A 14,785-nucleotide genomic window follows, 5' to 3' on the forward strand; every position below is an offset into this window, starting at 1 on the left:
GAATTTATAAGTTTTCAGCGGAGCTGAACAATTCGATTATCGCAAGAAAAACTTCAACTAAACGCGGTCTGCCTTCTGTGAAAGTACGTCGATAGATGTTTTTCTTATCCATTTTTCTGGACTATTTCGTAAAAATAGTTTGACAACGACCGTCCAACAGGATTATAGTCATTGTTGTTAATCGTAATAATTACTATTAAATTCTGAATTACACAGACTGCACATATAAGGAGTAGAGATCTATGACACAAAAGCAAGTTCCGGTAACCGTACTGAGTGGTTACCTCGGTTCAGGGAAAACGACGGTTTTGAATCATGTGTTGAACAACAGACAAGGGCTCAAAGTTGCGGTGATTGTCAACGACATGAGTGAGGTGAACATTGATGCTGCGCTGGTCAAGGGGGAGGCAACCTTGTCTCGAACCGAAGAGAAGTTGGTGGAGTTGTCGAACGGTTGTATCTGCTGCACCTTGCGGGATGATCTGATGCAAGAGATTGAGAAGCTGGTGAACGAAGGCAAGTATGACTATATTTTGATCGAATCCACCGGAATCAGTGAACCTGTTCCAGTTGCACAGACCTTTACATACGCCGATGAGGAGTCGGGTATTGATCTGACTCGCCTGGCCCGATTGGATTGTCTGGTAACGGTGGTGGATGCCAATCGATTCTGGCATGATTTTGGATCAGGACAGAGTCTTCTGGATCGTAATCAGGCGACTGGATATGAGGACACCCGTGACGTCGTAGACTTGTTGATCGATCAGATCGAAACCTGTGATGTACTGCTGCTGAACAAATGTGATCTGGTCGATGACACCGAGCTGAACAAGCTCGAAGGCATCATCCGCAAGCTACAGCCTAACGCCAAGATCATTCGGACCGAGAATGGACAGGTGAATCCGTCTGAGATTCTGAATACAGGCCGCTTTGATTTTGAGAAGGTGAGCATGTCCGCTGGATGGATTCAGGAACTGGAGAAGGAGACGCACACACCGGAAACCGAGGAATATGGCATTGGTTCCTTCGTATATCGCCGCAGAAAGCCATTCCATCCTTCCCGTCTGGCTGAGTTCATGAGTTACTGGCCGGAAGAAGTGGTACGTGCCAAAGGCTTAGTATGGCTCGCGGCTGAAGGGGATGTTGCTGCAAGCCTCAGTCAGGCAGGGCCATCCATTCAGTTCGGTCCTGCGGGGCATTGGGTCGCGGCGTTGCCGGAAGCGGACAAAGAAGAGATTTTACGTAACGAACCGGATGTTCTGGAGAAATGGGATGTCCAGTGGGGAGATCGTCAGACGGAGCTTGTCATGATCGGGATCGAAATGGAGCGTGAGAGCATTGAAGACGAGTTGGACCAGTGCCTGCTCAGTGATGAAGAAATGCTAGCTGATTGGGGTCATTTCGACAATCCGCTGCCATGGCCTGTGGAAGCCGTTTAACTCGGAAGTTGATGTTCTAAACATAAATTCAATGGATAAAGGAGCTGTCATTCATGGCTAAAAAATCTAAAGTGGTACGTGAGAAGCAACGTCAGGCGATCGTGGCAAAATATGCGGACCTGCGCCGGGAGTTGAAGGAAAAAGGGGATTATGAAGCATTGCAGAAATTGCCGCGTAATGCATCTCCGACTCGTTTGAAGAACCGTTGTGAAGTGACAGGTCGCCCGCGGGGCTATCTACGCAAGTTCAAGGTATCTCGAATTAAGTTCAGAGAACTGGCTCATCAAGGTCAGATTCCTGGCGTAACGAAATCCAGTTGGTAAAATGATCAAAGGGTGTATTTGGCTGAAAGGATGTGCATCTTCATGCTGGACTCGTTTACGTTACGAAGAATTCAGTCGGTGATGAACGGTTATATTCACGAGAAGGTTCCTGCGCCACTGCGTACGATGGTGAAGTTGACATATGAGATGAATGACAATGAACTGATCCTGACCGAAGAAAGACCTGCCGAGGAACGGTATCAATGGGATAAGATGCACATTGCCCGATTTTACTGGGAAGAAAATCAGTGGAAAGTGTATGCCAGAGATGAACAGAGCAGCTGGAATCCGGTAGATGTCATTACGCCTTGTTCCGATTTTGAGAATGTGCTCGAGCAAGTTGAACGGGATGAGGCCGGGCTGTTCTGGCGTACGTGAGCGAGTCCAAAGATAGCCATTCCATGACTATCTTTGGGCTTTTTTTTATGTTCAAGCAGAATTGAAGCAAGGAGGGGCAGATTTTACGTTATCTTTTCTTAATGGGTAAAAGAATAAATAAAATCTGTTTTACAATAAAAATTTATTGTAAAACGATAAATATTATGATAAATTCATATCACTTAAAACAAGTGAGGTGCTTTTTGTGAAGCGAGGTACAACCATCTTTTTAAAATTGGCTGTGTTTCTTATTGGTGCTCCCATTCTTGCCTTATGTATATTCGGCATACCCTGGTTAGCGAACAATCCGGTGAATCCGAATTATGCAGGTGCACTATACCCCATAGTGATCATGATGTATGTATCAGTTATTCCGTTTATCGTTGCACTGTACCAGGCATTCCGTCTGCTGAGCTATATCGACAAGAATGAAGCGTTCTCCCTAATGTCGGTGAAATCCTTAAAAACAATAAAATATTGTGCTATTGTAATCAGTGGTATTTATGTTGTGATGTTGCCATTTGTGTATGTTGTAGCAGAGAAAGATGATGCCCCAGGCCTCATTCTTATGGGAATGGTTCCTATTTTTGCTTCATTGGTCATTGCAGTGTTTTCCGCTGTGCTCCAAAGATTGTTGCAGGAAGCGATTGATATCAAATCAGAAAATGACCTAGTGGTCTGAGGTGAATATATGGCCATTATAATCAATATTGATGTGATGTTGGCAAAGCGGAAAATGACGGTTACCGAGCTTGCAGAGAGAGTTGAGATCACGATCGCCAATATTTCCATATTAAAAACAGGAAAAGCAAAAGCGATCCGTTTATCCACTCTCGATGCCATCTGTAAAGCACTGGATTGTCAGCCTGGAGATATATTGGAATATAAGGCTGACGAGGACGAAGATACAAATGAGCATATATGAAAAATGAGCGAAGAAGACTCTGCATGTTGTATGCAGAGTCTTCTTTTACGTCAGCTTGATAAGAAATACGTGCCGTGCCTATAACGAATGATTGTGCATCATACGGAATTGCATAGGTGTTACGTTTTCCTGGGTTTTAAAACAGCGGATGAAGTAGCTTGACTGTGAAAATCCCGTTTCCAGCGTAATTTGTTTAATGGAAAGGTTGGTTGTTGCGAGCAGCTGTTTCGCATGTAATAACCTGGATTCCATCAGGAATTCAGGGAAGGAGATTCCGAACGTTTGACTGAACTTGCGGCTAAAGTAGGGTGTACTGTATCCGGCTATTCCGGCAGCATGATCAAGTGTGATGTGCTCGTTACTATGGGATCGAATATAATTCGCTGCTTCACGAATTCGCTCTGAAGTGTGATTGAGCGAAACATTAATCTGGCTCGCAGCGGATTGCAATCGGGTCAGAAGTTCATAGAGTGTTGCTGCCATGCTGTGCTCGTCCTCCACTTGATAGCCTCTGCCTAGCTCCAGCAATCGATCCATGAGCGCGGTAACCACCGGGAAGTTGGAACATTGAAATAGCCACGGCTCGTCAACGCCTTTTCCATTTAACAGCTCTTCGAGACGAACGCCGTAAAAGTGAATCCAACGAATATTCCAAGGCTCATCCGAATCTGAATAGTAGGTTTGTCTAAGACCGGGACCATAGAGGAATCCCTGTCCACGCGTTAGCTCATAACAAGTGGTTCCAGTGTCCAGGAATCCTTTACCGTCAAGTACAAGGTGCAGGTTATAGCAATGATCCAAGTTGATATCTTTCGTTCGATATTCCCGATTCACATGATGCTTCGGAAAGTCACTGTACCCTCCAATAAAATCGGGAAAGCATACATGTCTGGGGAAAACTGGCTTGGGAAGAAAGAGGTGTTCTTTCACGTGCATCCTCCATTTGAACGCAATATTTTTATGTAGTGAACTGAAATAGATTCAGCCCACTGTTATTTGAATCTCAGACAATGACAATATTTTATTATAAGTCGCATAATCTTGTCATTTATTATCTGTGAAGGTTCCAATAGAATGGAGGCAATATGGCAGGTTAAGGGGGCAATTGAAGGTGGCAAAATCAATCCAAATGGATGAGTTGAAACTGGGGGTCTGTTATTACCCGGAGCATTGGTCGGAACAGTTGTGGGAGGACGATTTCCGTAGAATGAAAGAGATGAATATCACAGTTATTCGGATGGCTGAATTCGCATGGTCCATCTTTGAACCGGAAGAAGACCAATTTGATTTTAGTTTTTTCCAGAAGGCACTGGATCTGGCGCATCAATATGGTTTGAGTGTTATTTTGGGAACACCTACTGCAACTCCACCAGCATGGTTAACATCCAAATATCCCGAAGTATTGAATGCGAATAAGGACGGGGTACTGTATCAACACGGTATGCGACGCCATACCAATTACAGCAGTCCAATCTACAGAAAGCAATGTGAAAAGATCGTACGCAATATGGTGATTGCCTATAAAGATCATCCGGCTGTCATTGGCTGGCAGATCGATAACGAATTCAATTGTCATATGGATGTTTTCTACGCTGAGGCAGATCATATCGCCTTCCGTGAATGGCTTAAGAATCGTTATGAATCGTTGGAGAATCTGAACCAGGCATGGGGAACCGTATTTTGGAGTCAGACCTATACCGACTGGGAGCAGGTTCACCTTACCCGAAATATGGTTAGTCCATCGCCCAATCCTCACCTGGCATTGGATGAAAAGAGATTCATATCAGCCAATACGATTTCATTTGCCAAGCTTCAGGTGGACGTCATTCGGGAACTGGACCCGGAACATTGGATCACGACGAATGGTACGTTCGGACACTTGGATAATCATGAAATGACAGAAGACCTGTTGGATTTCTTCTCTTATGATTCGTATCCGCAGTTTGCCACGATCTTTCCAGGGACAGACGACAATTCATTGCAAGATCGGGCATGGAGCATGAAGTTATCCAATGTACGCAATATGTCACCGAACTTCTGCGTCATGGAACAACAGTCTGGGCCAGGAGGCTGGGTCGACAGTATAGGCATGGGTACGCCAAGACCGGGACAGATCCGATTATGGTCGTATCAATCTGTTCTTCATGGTACGGATCTGCTTGTATACTTCCGCTGGCGGACAGCAACGTTCGGAACCGAGATGTATTGGCACGGGATTAATGACTACCATAATCAACCTAACAGAAGAGTACGCGAGGTTGCACAAGTGGGTGAAGAGTTTGCCAGAATAGGGCGCGTTATTGCGGGGACTACATATCAAGCTGATGTTGCGATCCTACAGGATTACGATAACATCTGGGATGGAGAGTTGGACGAGTGGCACGGCCCGCTTCAGCAACAGAGTGTACGCTCCTGGTATAAGCAGCTCCAGTATCGTCATATTCCGACGGACATGGTTACACTGCAACCAACGACAACACTGGAAGAGTTATCCGATTATAAGGTGATCATCTATGCTCACCCGGCCATCATGACAGACGAGACAGCAGAACTTTTGCAAGCCTATGTCAGTCAAGGAGGGACTCTGTTTTTCGGTGCTCGCACCGGTTATAAGGATCTCAAGGGGCATTGTTATATGAGACCGTTCCCAGGGGCTGTCGCTGAGTTGTGTGGTGTAACCGTAGAGGACTTTACATTAATCAAAGGAACCGTTCCCGCAGCCGAGCTGCAATGGAATGGGGCGAGTGAGCGACTTCAGGAGGGAACGTCAACGGCCGGATTTAACGAAGTTCTTCATGTGGAGTATCCTGACGTGCAGGTCATGGCTGAGTATGCATCCGAGTACTATGCAGGTAATCCTGCTTTGACCAAACGTGCGGTAGATCAGGGGCAGGTATGGTATTATGGGGCGGCTTACAATGAACCGGTCGTAGATGCTCTCCTGGATGAAATAGGGCTATCTTCGCCAGTGGATGACCTGATAGAGGTACCATCCGAAGTTGAACTTGGTATCCGTTCTGGTGAGGATAAAGCTTATGTATTTTTACTCAACTACTCGGATCAACAAGTGCCCATTAAGCTTAAGAAGCAAGCAAAAGAGTTACTATCGGGTACAACAGTTCAGGATGAAATCAACATGTCCGCGTATGGTGTATTCATCCTGGAGATCGATTTACCGCAATGAGGAGCCTATTATTCAATATAATGAGTTATATATATAAAGAAACACCAAAAACGCCTTGCAGCCATTTGCAAGGCGTTTTGTATATGCATCATGTGTAACATCCGTTTAGCATCGGCTGTAATGGGATGTTTTTCGTAAACCTATGCTTCGTACAAAATCTCACCTGTTCGGGATACATCATATCCCTCGAATGACTGCAGTTCCTGCCTGAACTCCGGCGATTGGAGAATCCGCAGTACCGATTCGGTCCACGCTTCATTGCCTTGCTTCCTCAGCATGACCAGATCATAGCGTTCCTGAATCAGAGGGATAAAATCAACCTGTCCCACAAGTTTCGCAGCCTTCTCAATGCCGACTCCGACATCGGCTTCACCCGAACTGACTTTGGCAGCCACGCCCATGTGACTGGTTTCTTCCGCTTCATATCCGATAAGACTTGCAGCAGGAATTCCGTGCAGCCGAAGTTGTTCATCCAGCAATACTCTCGCGCCAGAACCTTTCTCCCGGTTAGCCAATCGCAGCTCAGGCTTGTTGAGATCGTTCCAATTCTGCAAATGAAGCGGGTTGCCACGCCCAACATACAATCCTGCAGGTCGGGACAGCAAATTCACCACAACATAAGACCGCCCTGTCAAAATTTTGCGAATGTACGGCAGATTATATTCACCGGTATCGCCATCAAGCAGATGGGTACTGACCAAGTCGGACTCGCCGCGATACATCGAGATAAGCCCATCCAGACTACCCATAAAAGAGCGAAGCGGACGAATGTCCCGTGTGTGTTTCTCCATATGTCGCATTAGGATATCCAGACTGACATCCTGACCTGTTATGACCAGATGCCGTGGCGTACCTGTCATTACATGGCCAGACATTGCTGGCGAAGATCCGGTGGGGGTTGCTGATTGTAGGGAAGTCCCTTGGGAATCACCATACCCAGTCTGAGTCCCCGATGCGGGGGCCTGATCCGAAGTCGGGATGCGCTGACCTGGGGATTGGAGTTGCTTGGAGCGACGTTTATATGCCTCCAGATCGGCTCTATCAATTCGCATTTGTTTACCCACACGGTAGGCGACGAGGTCTCCCTTTTTGATCAGGTCATAGACCGTCAGTTTCGATATTTTGAGCAGCTTGGATATTTCTTCCGTTGTGTAGGATTGCTCCTCCGTCATAAGTGAAGATCCTCCTTCAAAGGTATAGAGCAATTATGGTTTTGTTATGAATGTTTCTTGTACTATATCATTAATTGAGGGATGCCATAAACCTGAGAACAGGGAAGAAACGCATAAGAGAGGTAACAAAAATCAAATGTGATTGAACTCACCTTCCCATTTTATTCGTCTTGTGTATAATTAGTTATAATCAATTATATCTAGTTATAACCAAACATAACATTGGGGGATAAATGTATGAGAAATAGAATCGGATATGTTTTGGGAAGTGTGTCACTGGGACTGGCTCTTGTATTGGCTGGTTGTGGCGCAAGCACGGGGACTACGGATACGTCCACAGGTGCAGAACAGACGACTTCAAAGCCAGCGGCATCTGGTGAAAGCTCATCAGCAGGAAATACTGATCCACAGGAAACGGTAGATCTGACGATCTCTGCGGCTGCCAGTCTGACGGATGCCATGAAGGAAATAGAAACGAACTTTGAAACAGCGAATCCCAATATAGAACTGAATTTTAACTTTGGCGCATCAGGTGCCTTGCAACAGCAGATTGAACAGGGGGCACCGGCTGATATCTTCGTGTCGGCGGCAACGAAGAATATGAGTGCGCTGGTGGATGAGAACCTGATTGCATCGGGCGATCAGAAGAATTTGCTACAGAATTCACTGGTGGCAATAGTGCCAGCAGATGGAGCCCATACAGTAACCAGCGAAGCTGATCTCACCAGCGATTCCATCAAGACAGTAGCGATTGGAATTCCGGAAAGTGTGCCTGCGGGAACCTATGCCAAGGAAGCTCTGACGAATGCCAAGCTGTGGGATGAACTGAAAAGCAAGCTTGTGCAGGGGAAAGACGTTAGGCAAGTTCTTCAATATGTAGAGACAGGCAATGCAGATGCAGGATTTGTATACAAAACAGATGCTCTTACTTCGGATCAGGTGAACATTGCGTTTGAGGTAGACAAGAATAACTACACACCCGCCAATTATCCGGTAGGTATTATTGAAGGAACGAAACACCGTACGGAAGCCGATCAATTCTATGCGTATTTGCAAACCCCTGAAGTACTTGAAATCTTCGCAAAATACGGATTCTCCATTCCGGAATGAATGTGAACGCAATAGACTGGTCCGTATTCTGGTCACCGGTGCGGTTGTCACTTCAGGTTGCGCTGTTATCCAGTGTGGTGGCTGCCATACTTGGCATCGCTATAGCCTGGAAGATGTCACGCAGTTCATTTCGGGGGAAGATTTTGCTGGAAACAGCATTTATGCTGCCACTGGTTCTTCCTCCGACGGTAGTCGGATTTCTGTTGCTTGTCATACTGGGACGTAAAAGTCTGTTAGGACAATGGATTGAAGCGATATTCTCTGCACCCGTTATTTTCTCCTGGTGGGCTGCAGTGATTGCTTCGGTGGTAGTTGCTTTCCCGTTGGTATATCAGACGATGAAATCGGGATTCAGTGGTGTGGATCGTGATCTGGAAGATGCGGGGCGTTCGATTGGGGCGAATGAATGGCAGGTATTTCGTTACATTTCCCTGCCGCTCGCAGGCAGAGCACTGATGACCGCCTTCATCCTGGGCTTCGCCCGTGCACTCGGGGAATTCGGAGCGACATTGATGATTGCAGGTAATATTCCAGGCAAAACGCAAACGGTACCGACGGCGATCTATGTCGCTGTGGATTCGGGCAATCAGACCATGGCCTGGGCGTGGACGATTTCCATTATTTTCATTTCGTTTATCATGTTACTGATGACGAGGCAGCAGCGAGATGGCAAAAACGACTGATTTTGTATACATCCATATTATATCAAACATGACGAAAAACCCGTGTTAGGGAAAGTGTTTCTTCCTTTATGCGGGTTTTTATTACCAATTTTATATGCACCGATATCAAACCGTTAACCGAATTGGCCCTAATGGAAATGTAAAGCTAATTTAACATAAAAAAATAATTTTTTTTCCAAAATTTAATCGTTCAGCACTCGCTTTCAGGGGGCTTGTTCCTGTAAGATAGAAGTAACTGATTCCAGCCAAGTACTGAAATAAGGAGAGACGACGATGAACACTAAACCTGATTGCGGCGTTTCGTTGCAAATCGATGACTATCTGGATCTTTTGCATTTTGCCATCCAAGTTCAAGATCAGGAATGGCAGCAATCCCTTATCCACCAACTCAAAATATTTCAGACGGCGACGGAGCAGCAGCGCACACCTGAAGAAGAATTATGGACACGGTTTGATTATATCAATAGCAAACTGACAGGTCTTTGCCATCAGATTCATGCCGCTCATTCCATGGATGAACGCAAGAAATTCGAAGAACGCATCGGGCTCTTGCAATTACAGCGATTGGAAGTCGCACGTAAAATTAAATGGGCAAGTCGCAGATAGACGAATCGTGTCAAACATCAAATGGTGTAACATCAAAATAGTATGATCCAAGAGATCCACACCTGAAAAAGTCATCCACCAATTCAATATTGGGGATGGCTTTTTTGCGTACTATAGAGAAGTTCTATAATCTTATCAGGATGTCCTATTAGTTTAGATATTGCCGAAGCACGACTGGTGATGATATTCTTTGTTCAACCTAATTCCGAGTATACAAGTAAGAATGGTTTGTTAAGAAATTTGAGGATGGGGAGCACACATCATATTTGCTGTGATAACAGCCTGTGGAGGAGATTGGAAATGGTTAAAAAACGGGGGATTCAAAAATTCCGGACAGCACTGCTGTTCATCACAATGCTGGCGGTACTGGCTGGATGCAGTACAGGAACTGCAAGCAATGAGTCAGAATCTGCTTCGGCAGCAGGCGACACCAAAGTGAAAAAGATCATTGTAGGAACAGGTACACAGTTTCCGAATGTCTGCTTCATTGATGAGAATGGCAAGTTAACAGGTTATGATGTGGAACTGATCCGTGAGATTGACAAACGCTTGCCTGAGTACGAATTTGAATTCAGCACCATGGATTTCAAAAACCTGTTGCTGAGTCTGGAAACGAAAAAAATTGACCTGATCGCACACCAGATGGAAGTGAATGAAGAGAGACAGGCCAAATTCCTGTTTAATGATGAAGCCTATAATATTTTCCCTAATAAAATTGTCGTAAGTCAGAAAAATGAGGCAGTACAATCCATTGAGGATCTGAAGGGTAAAAAACTGATTGTGGGCGCTACGAGTAATGCAGCTGTACTTGCTGAGAAATGGAATGCAGCAAACGGCAACGGGATTGATATCGTCTATTCCGGAGCAGGTGAGGATACCATTACCCAGATCAAAACAGGCCGGGTGGATGCAACGATCAGCACTCAATTTGCCATTGATTATCAGAATAAGGCGGTGGATGCTCAGTTGAAAACGGTAGGAGATGCCCTCTCCAACTCCAAAGTCTACTTCATTCTGAACAAAGATGAGCAGGAGCTCAAAACTAAAGTGGATGAAGCGCTCAAAGCGATCAAAGAAGATGGAACATTAGGCAAACTGAGCACAGAGTGGCTTGGAGCTGACTATACGATTGAAGAGTAGTCTGAGAGAGGTGTGCAGCGGTAATGGGAAAATCATTTGATCTGTCATTGGTTCTGGATTTCATCCCGGAACTGCTACGGTATTTGCATATAACACTGATTGTACTGGGTGGTTCCATTGTGCTCGGACTGGTGGGCGGCGTTCTCCTGGCCGTTCCCCGGCTGTACCGGATTCCGGTACTAAGCCAGCTGGCTACCCTGTACGTCTCATTCATGCGTGGCACACCGATCTTGATCAAGTTATTTCTGGTGTACTACGGACTTCCCGAACTGCTGAAACCAATTGGCATCGACCTGTCGAGAACCGACCCGTTGCTATTTGTCATTGTGACCTATGCACTTAGTGATGCGGCCTCCTTTGCCGAGATCTTTCGAGGAGCGGTACGCAGTGTGGACAAAGGTCAGACCGAAGCAGCCTACGCTGCGGGCATGACGACATTCCAGTCGTTTCGGCGGATTGTTGTTCCGCAGGCACTGATTGTTGCTTTTCCGAACATGGCCAATACGTTAATTGGTTCATTGAAGGATACGTCACTGGCGTTCTCCATCGGTGTCATGGATATGGTGGGCAGAGGGCAGACGCTAATCTCGGCTACATCGCATGCGCTTGAAGTGTATATCAGTCTGTCCGTAGTCTATTATGTCATTGTCATTGTGCTTGAAAAAGGGTTCGCCGTTGCAGAACGCAGACTTCAGCGTCATGAACGTAAGAGAGTTGCACACAAACCGGCAATTCGAGCCAAACGCCTGAAACGAATAGTGGGGTGAGCATATGTCGATTGATCTCCAGTTTATCTATACATCCTTTTTTCAAATCCTGAAGGCATTGCCACTGACACTCGTCATTACGATTGTTCCGTTGATTGCAGGCTTCGGGATCGGTCTGGCTACGGCTCTGATCCGTATCTATCGTGTGCGGTGGATACACCGCATTGCTGAATTCTACGTTTCTTTCCTGCGTGGGACGCCGATGCTGATGCATCTATTCCTCATCTATTACGGCATTCCGATGATTATCGATCAATTGGCTGAACGTTATGGCTGGGCCTTCCAATCATCTTCGATCCCGATTCTCGTATTTGTGCTGATCGCCTTCTCACTCACTGCGGGCGCCTATATGTCGGAGATTATCCGTTCGGGCATCCTAGCAGTAGATATTGGACAAATGGAAGCCGCTCACGCTGTAGGCATGAATACATTCCAAGCTTTAAGGCGCATCATCATCCCTCAAGCACTTGGGGCGGTGTTACCCAATCTGTGCAGCATGTTTGTCGGGTTCCTGCATGGATCAACACTCGCTTTTACCGTGTCGCAGATGGACATACTCGGTAAAGCAGACGTGGTGGCATCCGTCAGTCTGAAATTTCTGGAGGCCTTTATCGCAGCAGCATTCATCTATTGGGGGCTGACTATCATAGCCGAGCGGATCACCGCTTTGCTTGAGCGTCGGGTTGCCGTGTACAGCAAAGGGGGCGTGTCATGATTACATTAACGAATATTCACAAAACATTCGGCAAACAGGAAGTACTGAAGGGGATTGATCTGACCGTGGAGCAAGGCGATGTTGTAGCGATCCTTGGGCCGAGCGGTTCAGGCAAAACGACATTGCTCCGCTGTGTTAATTTTCTGGAACGTGCTGATGAGGGCGAGGTTCAGATCAGTGGATTGACCGTCGATTGCAAGCATGCACGTAAACACGACATTGTGCAGTTGAGACGTAAAACGGCGATGGTCTTCCAGCATTATAATCTGTTCAAACACAAGACTGTGCTGGATAACGTCACCGAGGGATTGATTATTGCCCAGAAAATGTCCAAACCCGACGCTCGCGCTCGCGCCTTGCGCGTGCTTGAACAAGTCGGACTATCTGCCAAAATCAATGAGTATCCGAGTATGTTGTCCGGTGGACAACAGCAACGGGTGGGCATTGCCAGAGCACTGGCACTGAATCCCGAAGTCATTCTGTTTGATGAACCGACTTCGGCGCTGGACCCCGAGCTTGTGGGTGAGGTATTGTCTGTCATCCGCTCCATTGCTCAGGAGGGCATTACCATGATTGTGGTGACCCATGAGATGGGGTTTGCCCGTGAAGTGGCGAATCGTGTTGTTTTCATGGACGGAGGTTCCGTTGTGGAGGAAGGAACACCGGAAGAAGTATTTGTGCGTCCCAAGCAGGAACGTACTCGCCAATTCCTCAGTCGATATTCTTCCGACTGGAGTTACGTCATCTGACGATATAGGCGCAAGCTGTAGTAACTGACGATCCCGGCCCGGCATATGCTGTAACAGGCAAATGCTGATAGGCCGGGTTTTTCTTTGGGTGAAGCAGGCCGTGACGGTAAGGAGGAGGACCATGCAGAGCAAAATTGATGAAATCATCACACATATTGCACATTCTCACCAGCAGATCGCACGAGTGCTGGATGCCAAACGCCAAGTCGCTGTACGCATGTCTGAAATCATTAATCATTTGCCAGATATCGAACCGGAGCTGGATGGCGTTGACGGTCTGCTGGATAGCTCGGGGCAAATCAACAAAAGCATTATCTCTTACTTGGGAGGCCTTGCAGATCTGGAAGAGGCTGTCGCCGAGACGCTGACCCAGGTCATGCGGGAGATCGCGGTTCAAGAAGAAGAATAAGCCCGGAAGGCGGGTGAAGGAGCATGAGTAGAGAACAGAGTCTCATTCTGATGCTGGATGCAGCAGCCAAGATGCAGTGGAATATTGCCCTGATTCTGGAGGCAAAAGCGATTGAGGCCGAGAAGGTACGGAACTGGACGCTGAATCATCTGAATGGGGATACCTTTCTGACGCATGGGGATCAGGTAGGTGAGCCACTCAAAATGCATGATCAGCTGGTGGAAATGCTGGAAGGGCTGACCCGGATGGAAACCGGACTGTGCAACAATCTCAAAGCGGTGATGGTACAGAACGATAGCGAAGATGGCGGCGGTATGGACGGTGGCATGTTTGGCGGCATGGATCTGGGAGACTTGGGAAAATGAGTCTGATGCGGCGTGAGCAGGAAGCGAAGCTGGCTCTCATTGAATCCATAGCACACAGTCAGCAGGCGCTGGCACGCATTCTGGACAGTGTAGCCAGCGTATCCGCTCATTCGGAGGTATCCGCCCGCAGTCTGGCCGAGAACATTCGTCTGCTGAGTCGCTATCAGGAGCAGATGTCTCGTATGGTTACGGGCATCAGACTGGCCCGAATTCAGCATGGGGAGCCTGGCTTGCCGTGGCTCAAAGACCCCGGGTGTGCGATTCGTATCGTTCGGGACATACAGGAGGAATGTTGACATGTTAAAGAAGAAGAAAATTCGACTGAGAACCAAGAGAGCTTTGGTAACCCGTGGAGCCCGTCTGCGTAAAATCCGCAAGCTGCGTGCGCTCAAAGCGAAACGTGTACTTCACAAACGCCCGATTAAAGGACGCAGTGCGTGGCTCAAAAAAAAGAAACGTACGGTACGGCGGCACCGGAGTCCGAAGCCCGTACAACCATTCGTCCCGGCTACCCCTACCGATCCGAACCCGGACAGTGCGTACAGCCAGGGCTACAACGAGGCATACAACGAGGGATTCAACGCGGGTTTCGCCAAGGGATTCGAGGACGGACATCAGCTGGCGTACAAAGCACAGTAACCGAGTAAACACGATTATTCCTGCATGGAATGATATCTGCTAACAGATGCAAATAGCCCGGGGGGACAGATGGTCAAGACCCCATTTAATAGACATTGAAAAAAGACCCTAGGCTATAAACTGCTTCCGGAACTCTACCGGAGGCAGTTTATTTAGTTTTCGTTGTGGTCGATGTTGGTTG

General features: G+C 47.0%; 19 protein-coding genes. 17 read left to right on the plus strand and 2 right to left on the minus strand.

Going from position 1 to position 14,785, the window contains the following annotated elements:
- The first annotated feature begins 242 nt into the window (after positions 1-242).
- From WFI24_RS24550 to WFI24_RS24570, 5 genes are all read left to right on the plus strand, one after another.
- On the plus strand, positions 243-1,439 hold the full coding sequence (locus WFI24_RS24550; protein WP_336764689.1) for a GTP-binding protein: 1,197 nt from the start codon (positions 243-245) through the stop codon (positions 1,437-1,439).
- A gap of 53 nt (positions 1,440-1,492) precedes the next feature.
- Entirely contained in the window at positions 1,493-1,762 is a 270-nt protein-coding gene (rpsN, locus tag WFI24_RS24555) for a 30S ribosomal protein S14 (protein WP_036605831.1), read from the plus strand.
- Positions 1,763-1,804: 42 nt separating this feature from the next.
- A complete protein-coding gene (locus WFI24_RS24560; RefSeq protein WP_169480557.1) occupies positions 1,805-2,140 on the plus strand; it encodes a DUF3024 domain-containing protein in 336 nt (111 codons plus the stop codon).
- 205 nt (positions 2,141-2,345) lie between these two features.
- On the plus strand, positions 2,346-2,822 hold the full coding sequence (locus tag WFI24_RS24565; protein ID WP_336764690.1) for a DUF2975 domain-containing protein: 477 nt from the start codon (positions 2,346-2,348) through the stop codon (positions 2,820-2,822).
- A gap of 9 nt (positions 2,823-2,831) precedes the next feature.
- Positions 2,832-3,065, plus strand: coding sequence for a helix-turn-helix domain-containing protein (locus WFI24_RS24570; RefSeq protein ID WP_145325182.1), 234 nt, complete (start codon positions 2,832-2,834; stop codon positions 3,063-3,065).
- A 78-nt stretch (positions 3,066-3,143) separates the two neighbouring features.
- Here WFI24_RS24570 and WFI24_RS24575 read toward each other — a convergent pair whose 3' ends face one another.
- Positions 3,144-3,995 carry a helix-turn-helix transcriptional regulator gene (locus tag WFI24_RS24575; protein ID WP_336764691.1) on the minus strand — a complete coding sequence of 284 codons (852 nt, stop codon included), beginning with the start codon at positions 3,993-3,995 and terminating at the stop codon, positions 3,144-3,146.
- 181 nt (positions 3,996-4,176) lie between these two features.
- Between WFI24_RS24575 and WFI24_RS24580 the strand changes: the two genes are divergently transcribed.
- Positions 4,177-6,249 carry a beta-galactosidase gene (locus WFI24_RS24580; protein ID WP_336764692.1) on the plus strand — a complete coding sequence of 691 codons (2,073 nt, stop codon included), beginning with the start codon at positions 4,177-4,179 and terminating at the stop codon, positions 6,247-6,249.
- A gap of 140 nt (positions 6,250-6,389) precedes the next feature.
- On the opposite strand, the gene WFI24_RS24585 is transcribed toward WFI24_RS24580, so the two are convergent.
- A complete protein-coding gene (locus tag WFI24_RS24585) occupies positions 6,390-7,421 on the minus strand; it encodes a helix-turn-helix transcriptional regulator (RefSeq protein WP_336764693.1) in 1,032 nt (343 codons plus the stop codon).
- Positions 7,422-7,658: 237 nt separating this feature from the next.
- Between WFI24_RS24585 and modA the strand changes: the two genes are divergently transcribed.
- From modA to WFI24_RS24640, 11 genes are all read left to right on the plus strand, one after another.
- Positions 7,659-8,531 carry a molybdate ABC transporter substrate-binding protein gene (gene modA / locus WFI24_RS24590; protein WP_336764694.1) on the plus strand — a complete coding sequence of 291 codons (873 nt, stop codon included), beginning with the start codon at positions 7,659-7,661 and terminating at the stop codon, positions 8,529-8,531.
- Complete coding sequence (gene modB / locus WFI24_RS24595; protein WP_336764695.1) at positions 8,528-9,214, plus strand: molybdate ABC transporter permease subunit; 687 nt, start codon at positions 8,528-8,530, stop codon at positions 9,212-9,214. Before modA ends, modB begins: the two co-directional genes overlap by 4 nt.
- Positions 9,215-9,487: 273 nt before the next feature.
- The gene (locus WFI24_RS24600) at positions 9,488-9,820 is read left to right on the plus strand and encodes a hypothetical protein (protein WP_145325187.1); all 333 of its coding nucleotides are present in this window, start codon (positions 9,488-9,490) and stop codon (positions 9,818-9,820) included.
- A gap of 300 nt (positions 9,821-10,120) precedes the next feature.
- Positions 10,121-10,960 carry a transporter substrate-binding domain-containing protein gene (locus WFI24_RS24605; protein ID WP_145325188.1) on the plus strand — a complete coding sequence of 280 codons (840 nt, stop codon included), beginning with the start codon at positions 10,121-10,123 and terminating at the stop codon, positions 10,958-10,960.
- A 23-nt stretch (positions 10,961-10,983) separates the two neighbouring features.
- On the plus strand, positions 10,984-11,727 hold the full coding sequence (locus WFI24_RS24610) for an amino acid ABC transporter permease (RefSeq protein ID WP_336764696.1): 744 nt from the start codon (positions 10,984-10,986) through the stop codon (positions 11,725-11,727).
- Between the two features lie 4 nt (positions 11,728-11,731).
- A complete protein-coding gene (locus tag WFI24_RS24615) occupies positions 11,732-12,442 on the plus strand; it encodes an amino acid ABC transporter permease (RefSeq protein ID WP_336764697.1) in 711 nt (236 codons plus the stop codon).
- Complete coding sequence (locus WFI24_RS24620; protein WP_145325191.1) at positions 12,439-13,191, plus strand: amino acid ABC transporter ATP-binding protein; 753 nt, start codon at positions 12,439-12,441, stop codon at positions 13,189-13,191. The genes WFI24_RS24615 and WFI24_RS24620 overlap by 4 nt, the downstream gene beginning before the upstream one ends.
- A gap of 121 nt (positions 13,192-13,312) precedes the next feature.
- Positions 13,313-13,600: a hypothetical protein gene (locus tag WFI24_RS24625; RefSeq protein WP_017692509.1), complete on the plus strand. Its 288-nt coding sequence runs from the start codon at positions 13,313-13,315 to the stop codon at positions 13,598-13,600.
- 23 nt (positions 13,601-13,623) lie between these two features.
- Positions 13,624-13,965, plus strand: coding sequence for a restriction endonuclease subunit S (locus tag WFI24_RS24630; protein WP_145325192.1), 342 nt, complete (start codon positions 13,624-13,626; stop codon positions 13,963-13,965).
- Positions 13,962-14,261: a hypothetical protein gene (locus WFI24_RS24635; RefSeq protein WP_145325193.1), complete on the plus strand. Its 300-nt coding sequence runs from the start codon at positions 13,962-13,964 to the stop codon at positions 14,259-14,261. Before WFI24_RS24630 ends, WFI24_RS24635 begins: the two co-directional genes overlap by 4 nt.
- A gap of 1 nt (position 14,262) precedes the next feature.
- On the plus strand, positions 14,263-14,604 hold the full coding sequence (locus WFI24_RS24640) for a hypothetical protein (protein WP_145325194.1): 342 nt from the start codon (positions 14,263-14,265) through the stop codon (positions 14,602-14,604).
- The last annotated feature ends 181 nt before the right edge of the window (positions 14,605-14,785 follow it).

It is taken from the genome of Paenibacillus sp. USHLN196 (assembly GCF_037144955.1).
Lineage (GTDB): Bacteria > Bacillota > Bacilli > Paenibacillales > Paenibacillaceae > Paenibacillus > Paenibacillus xylanexedens_C.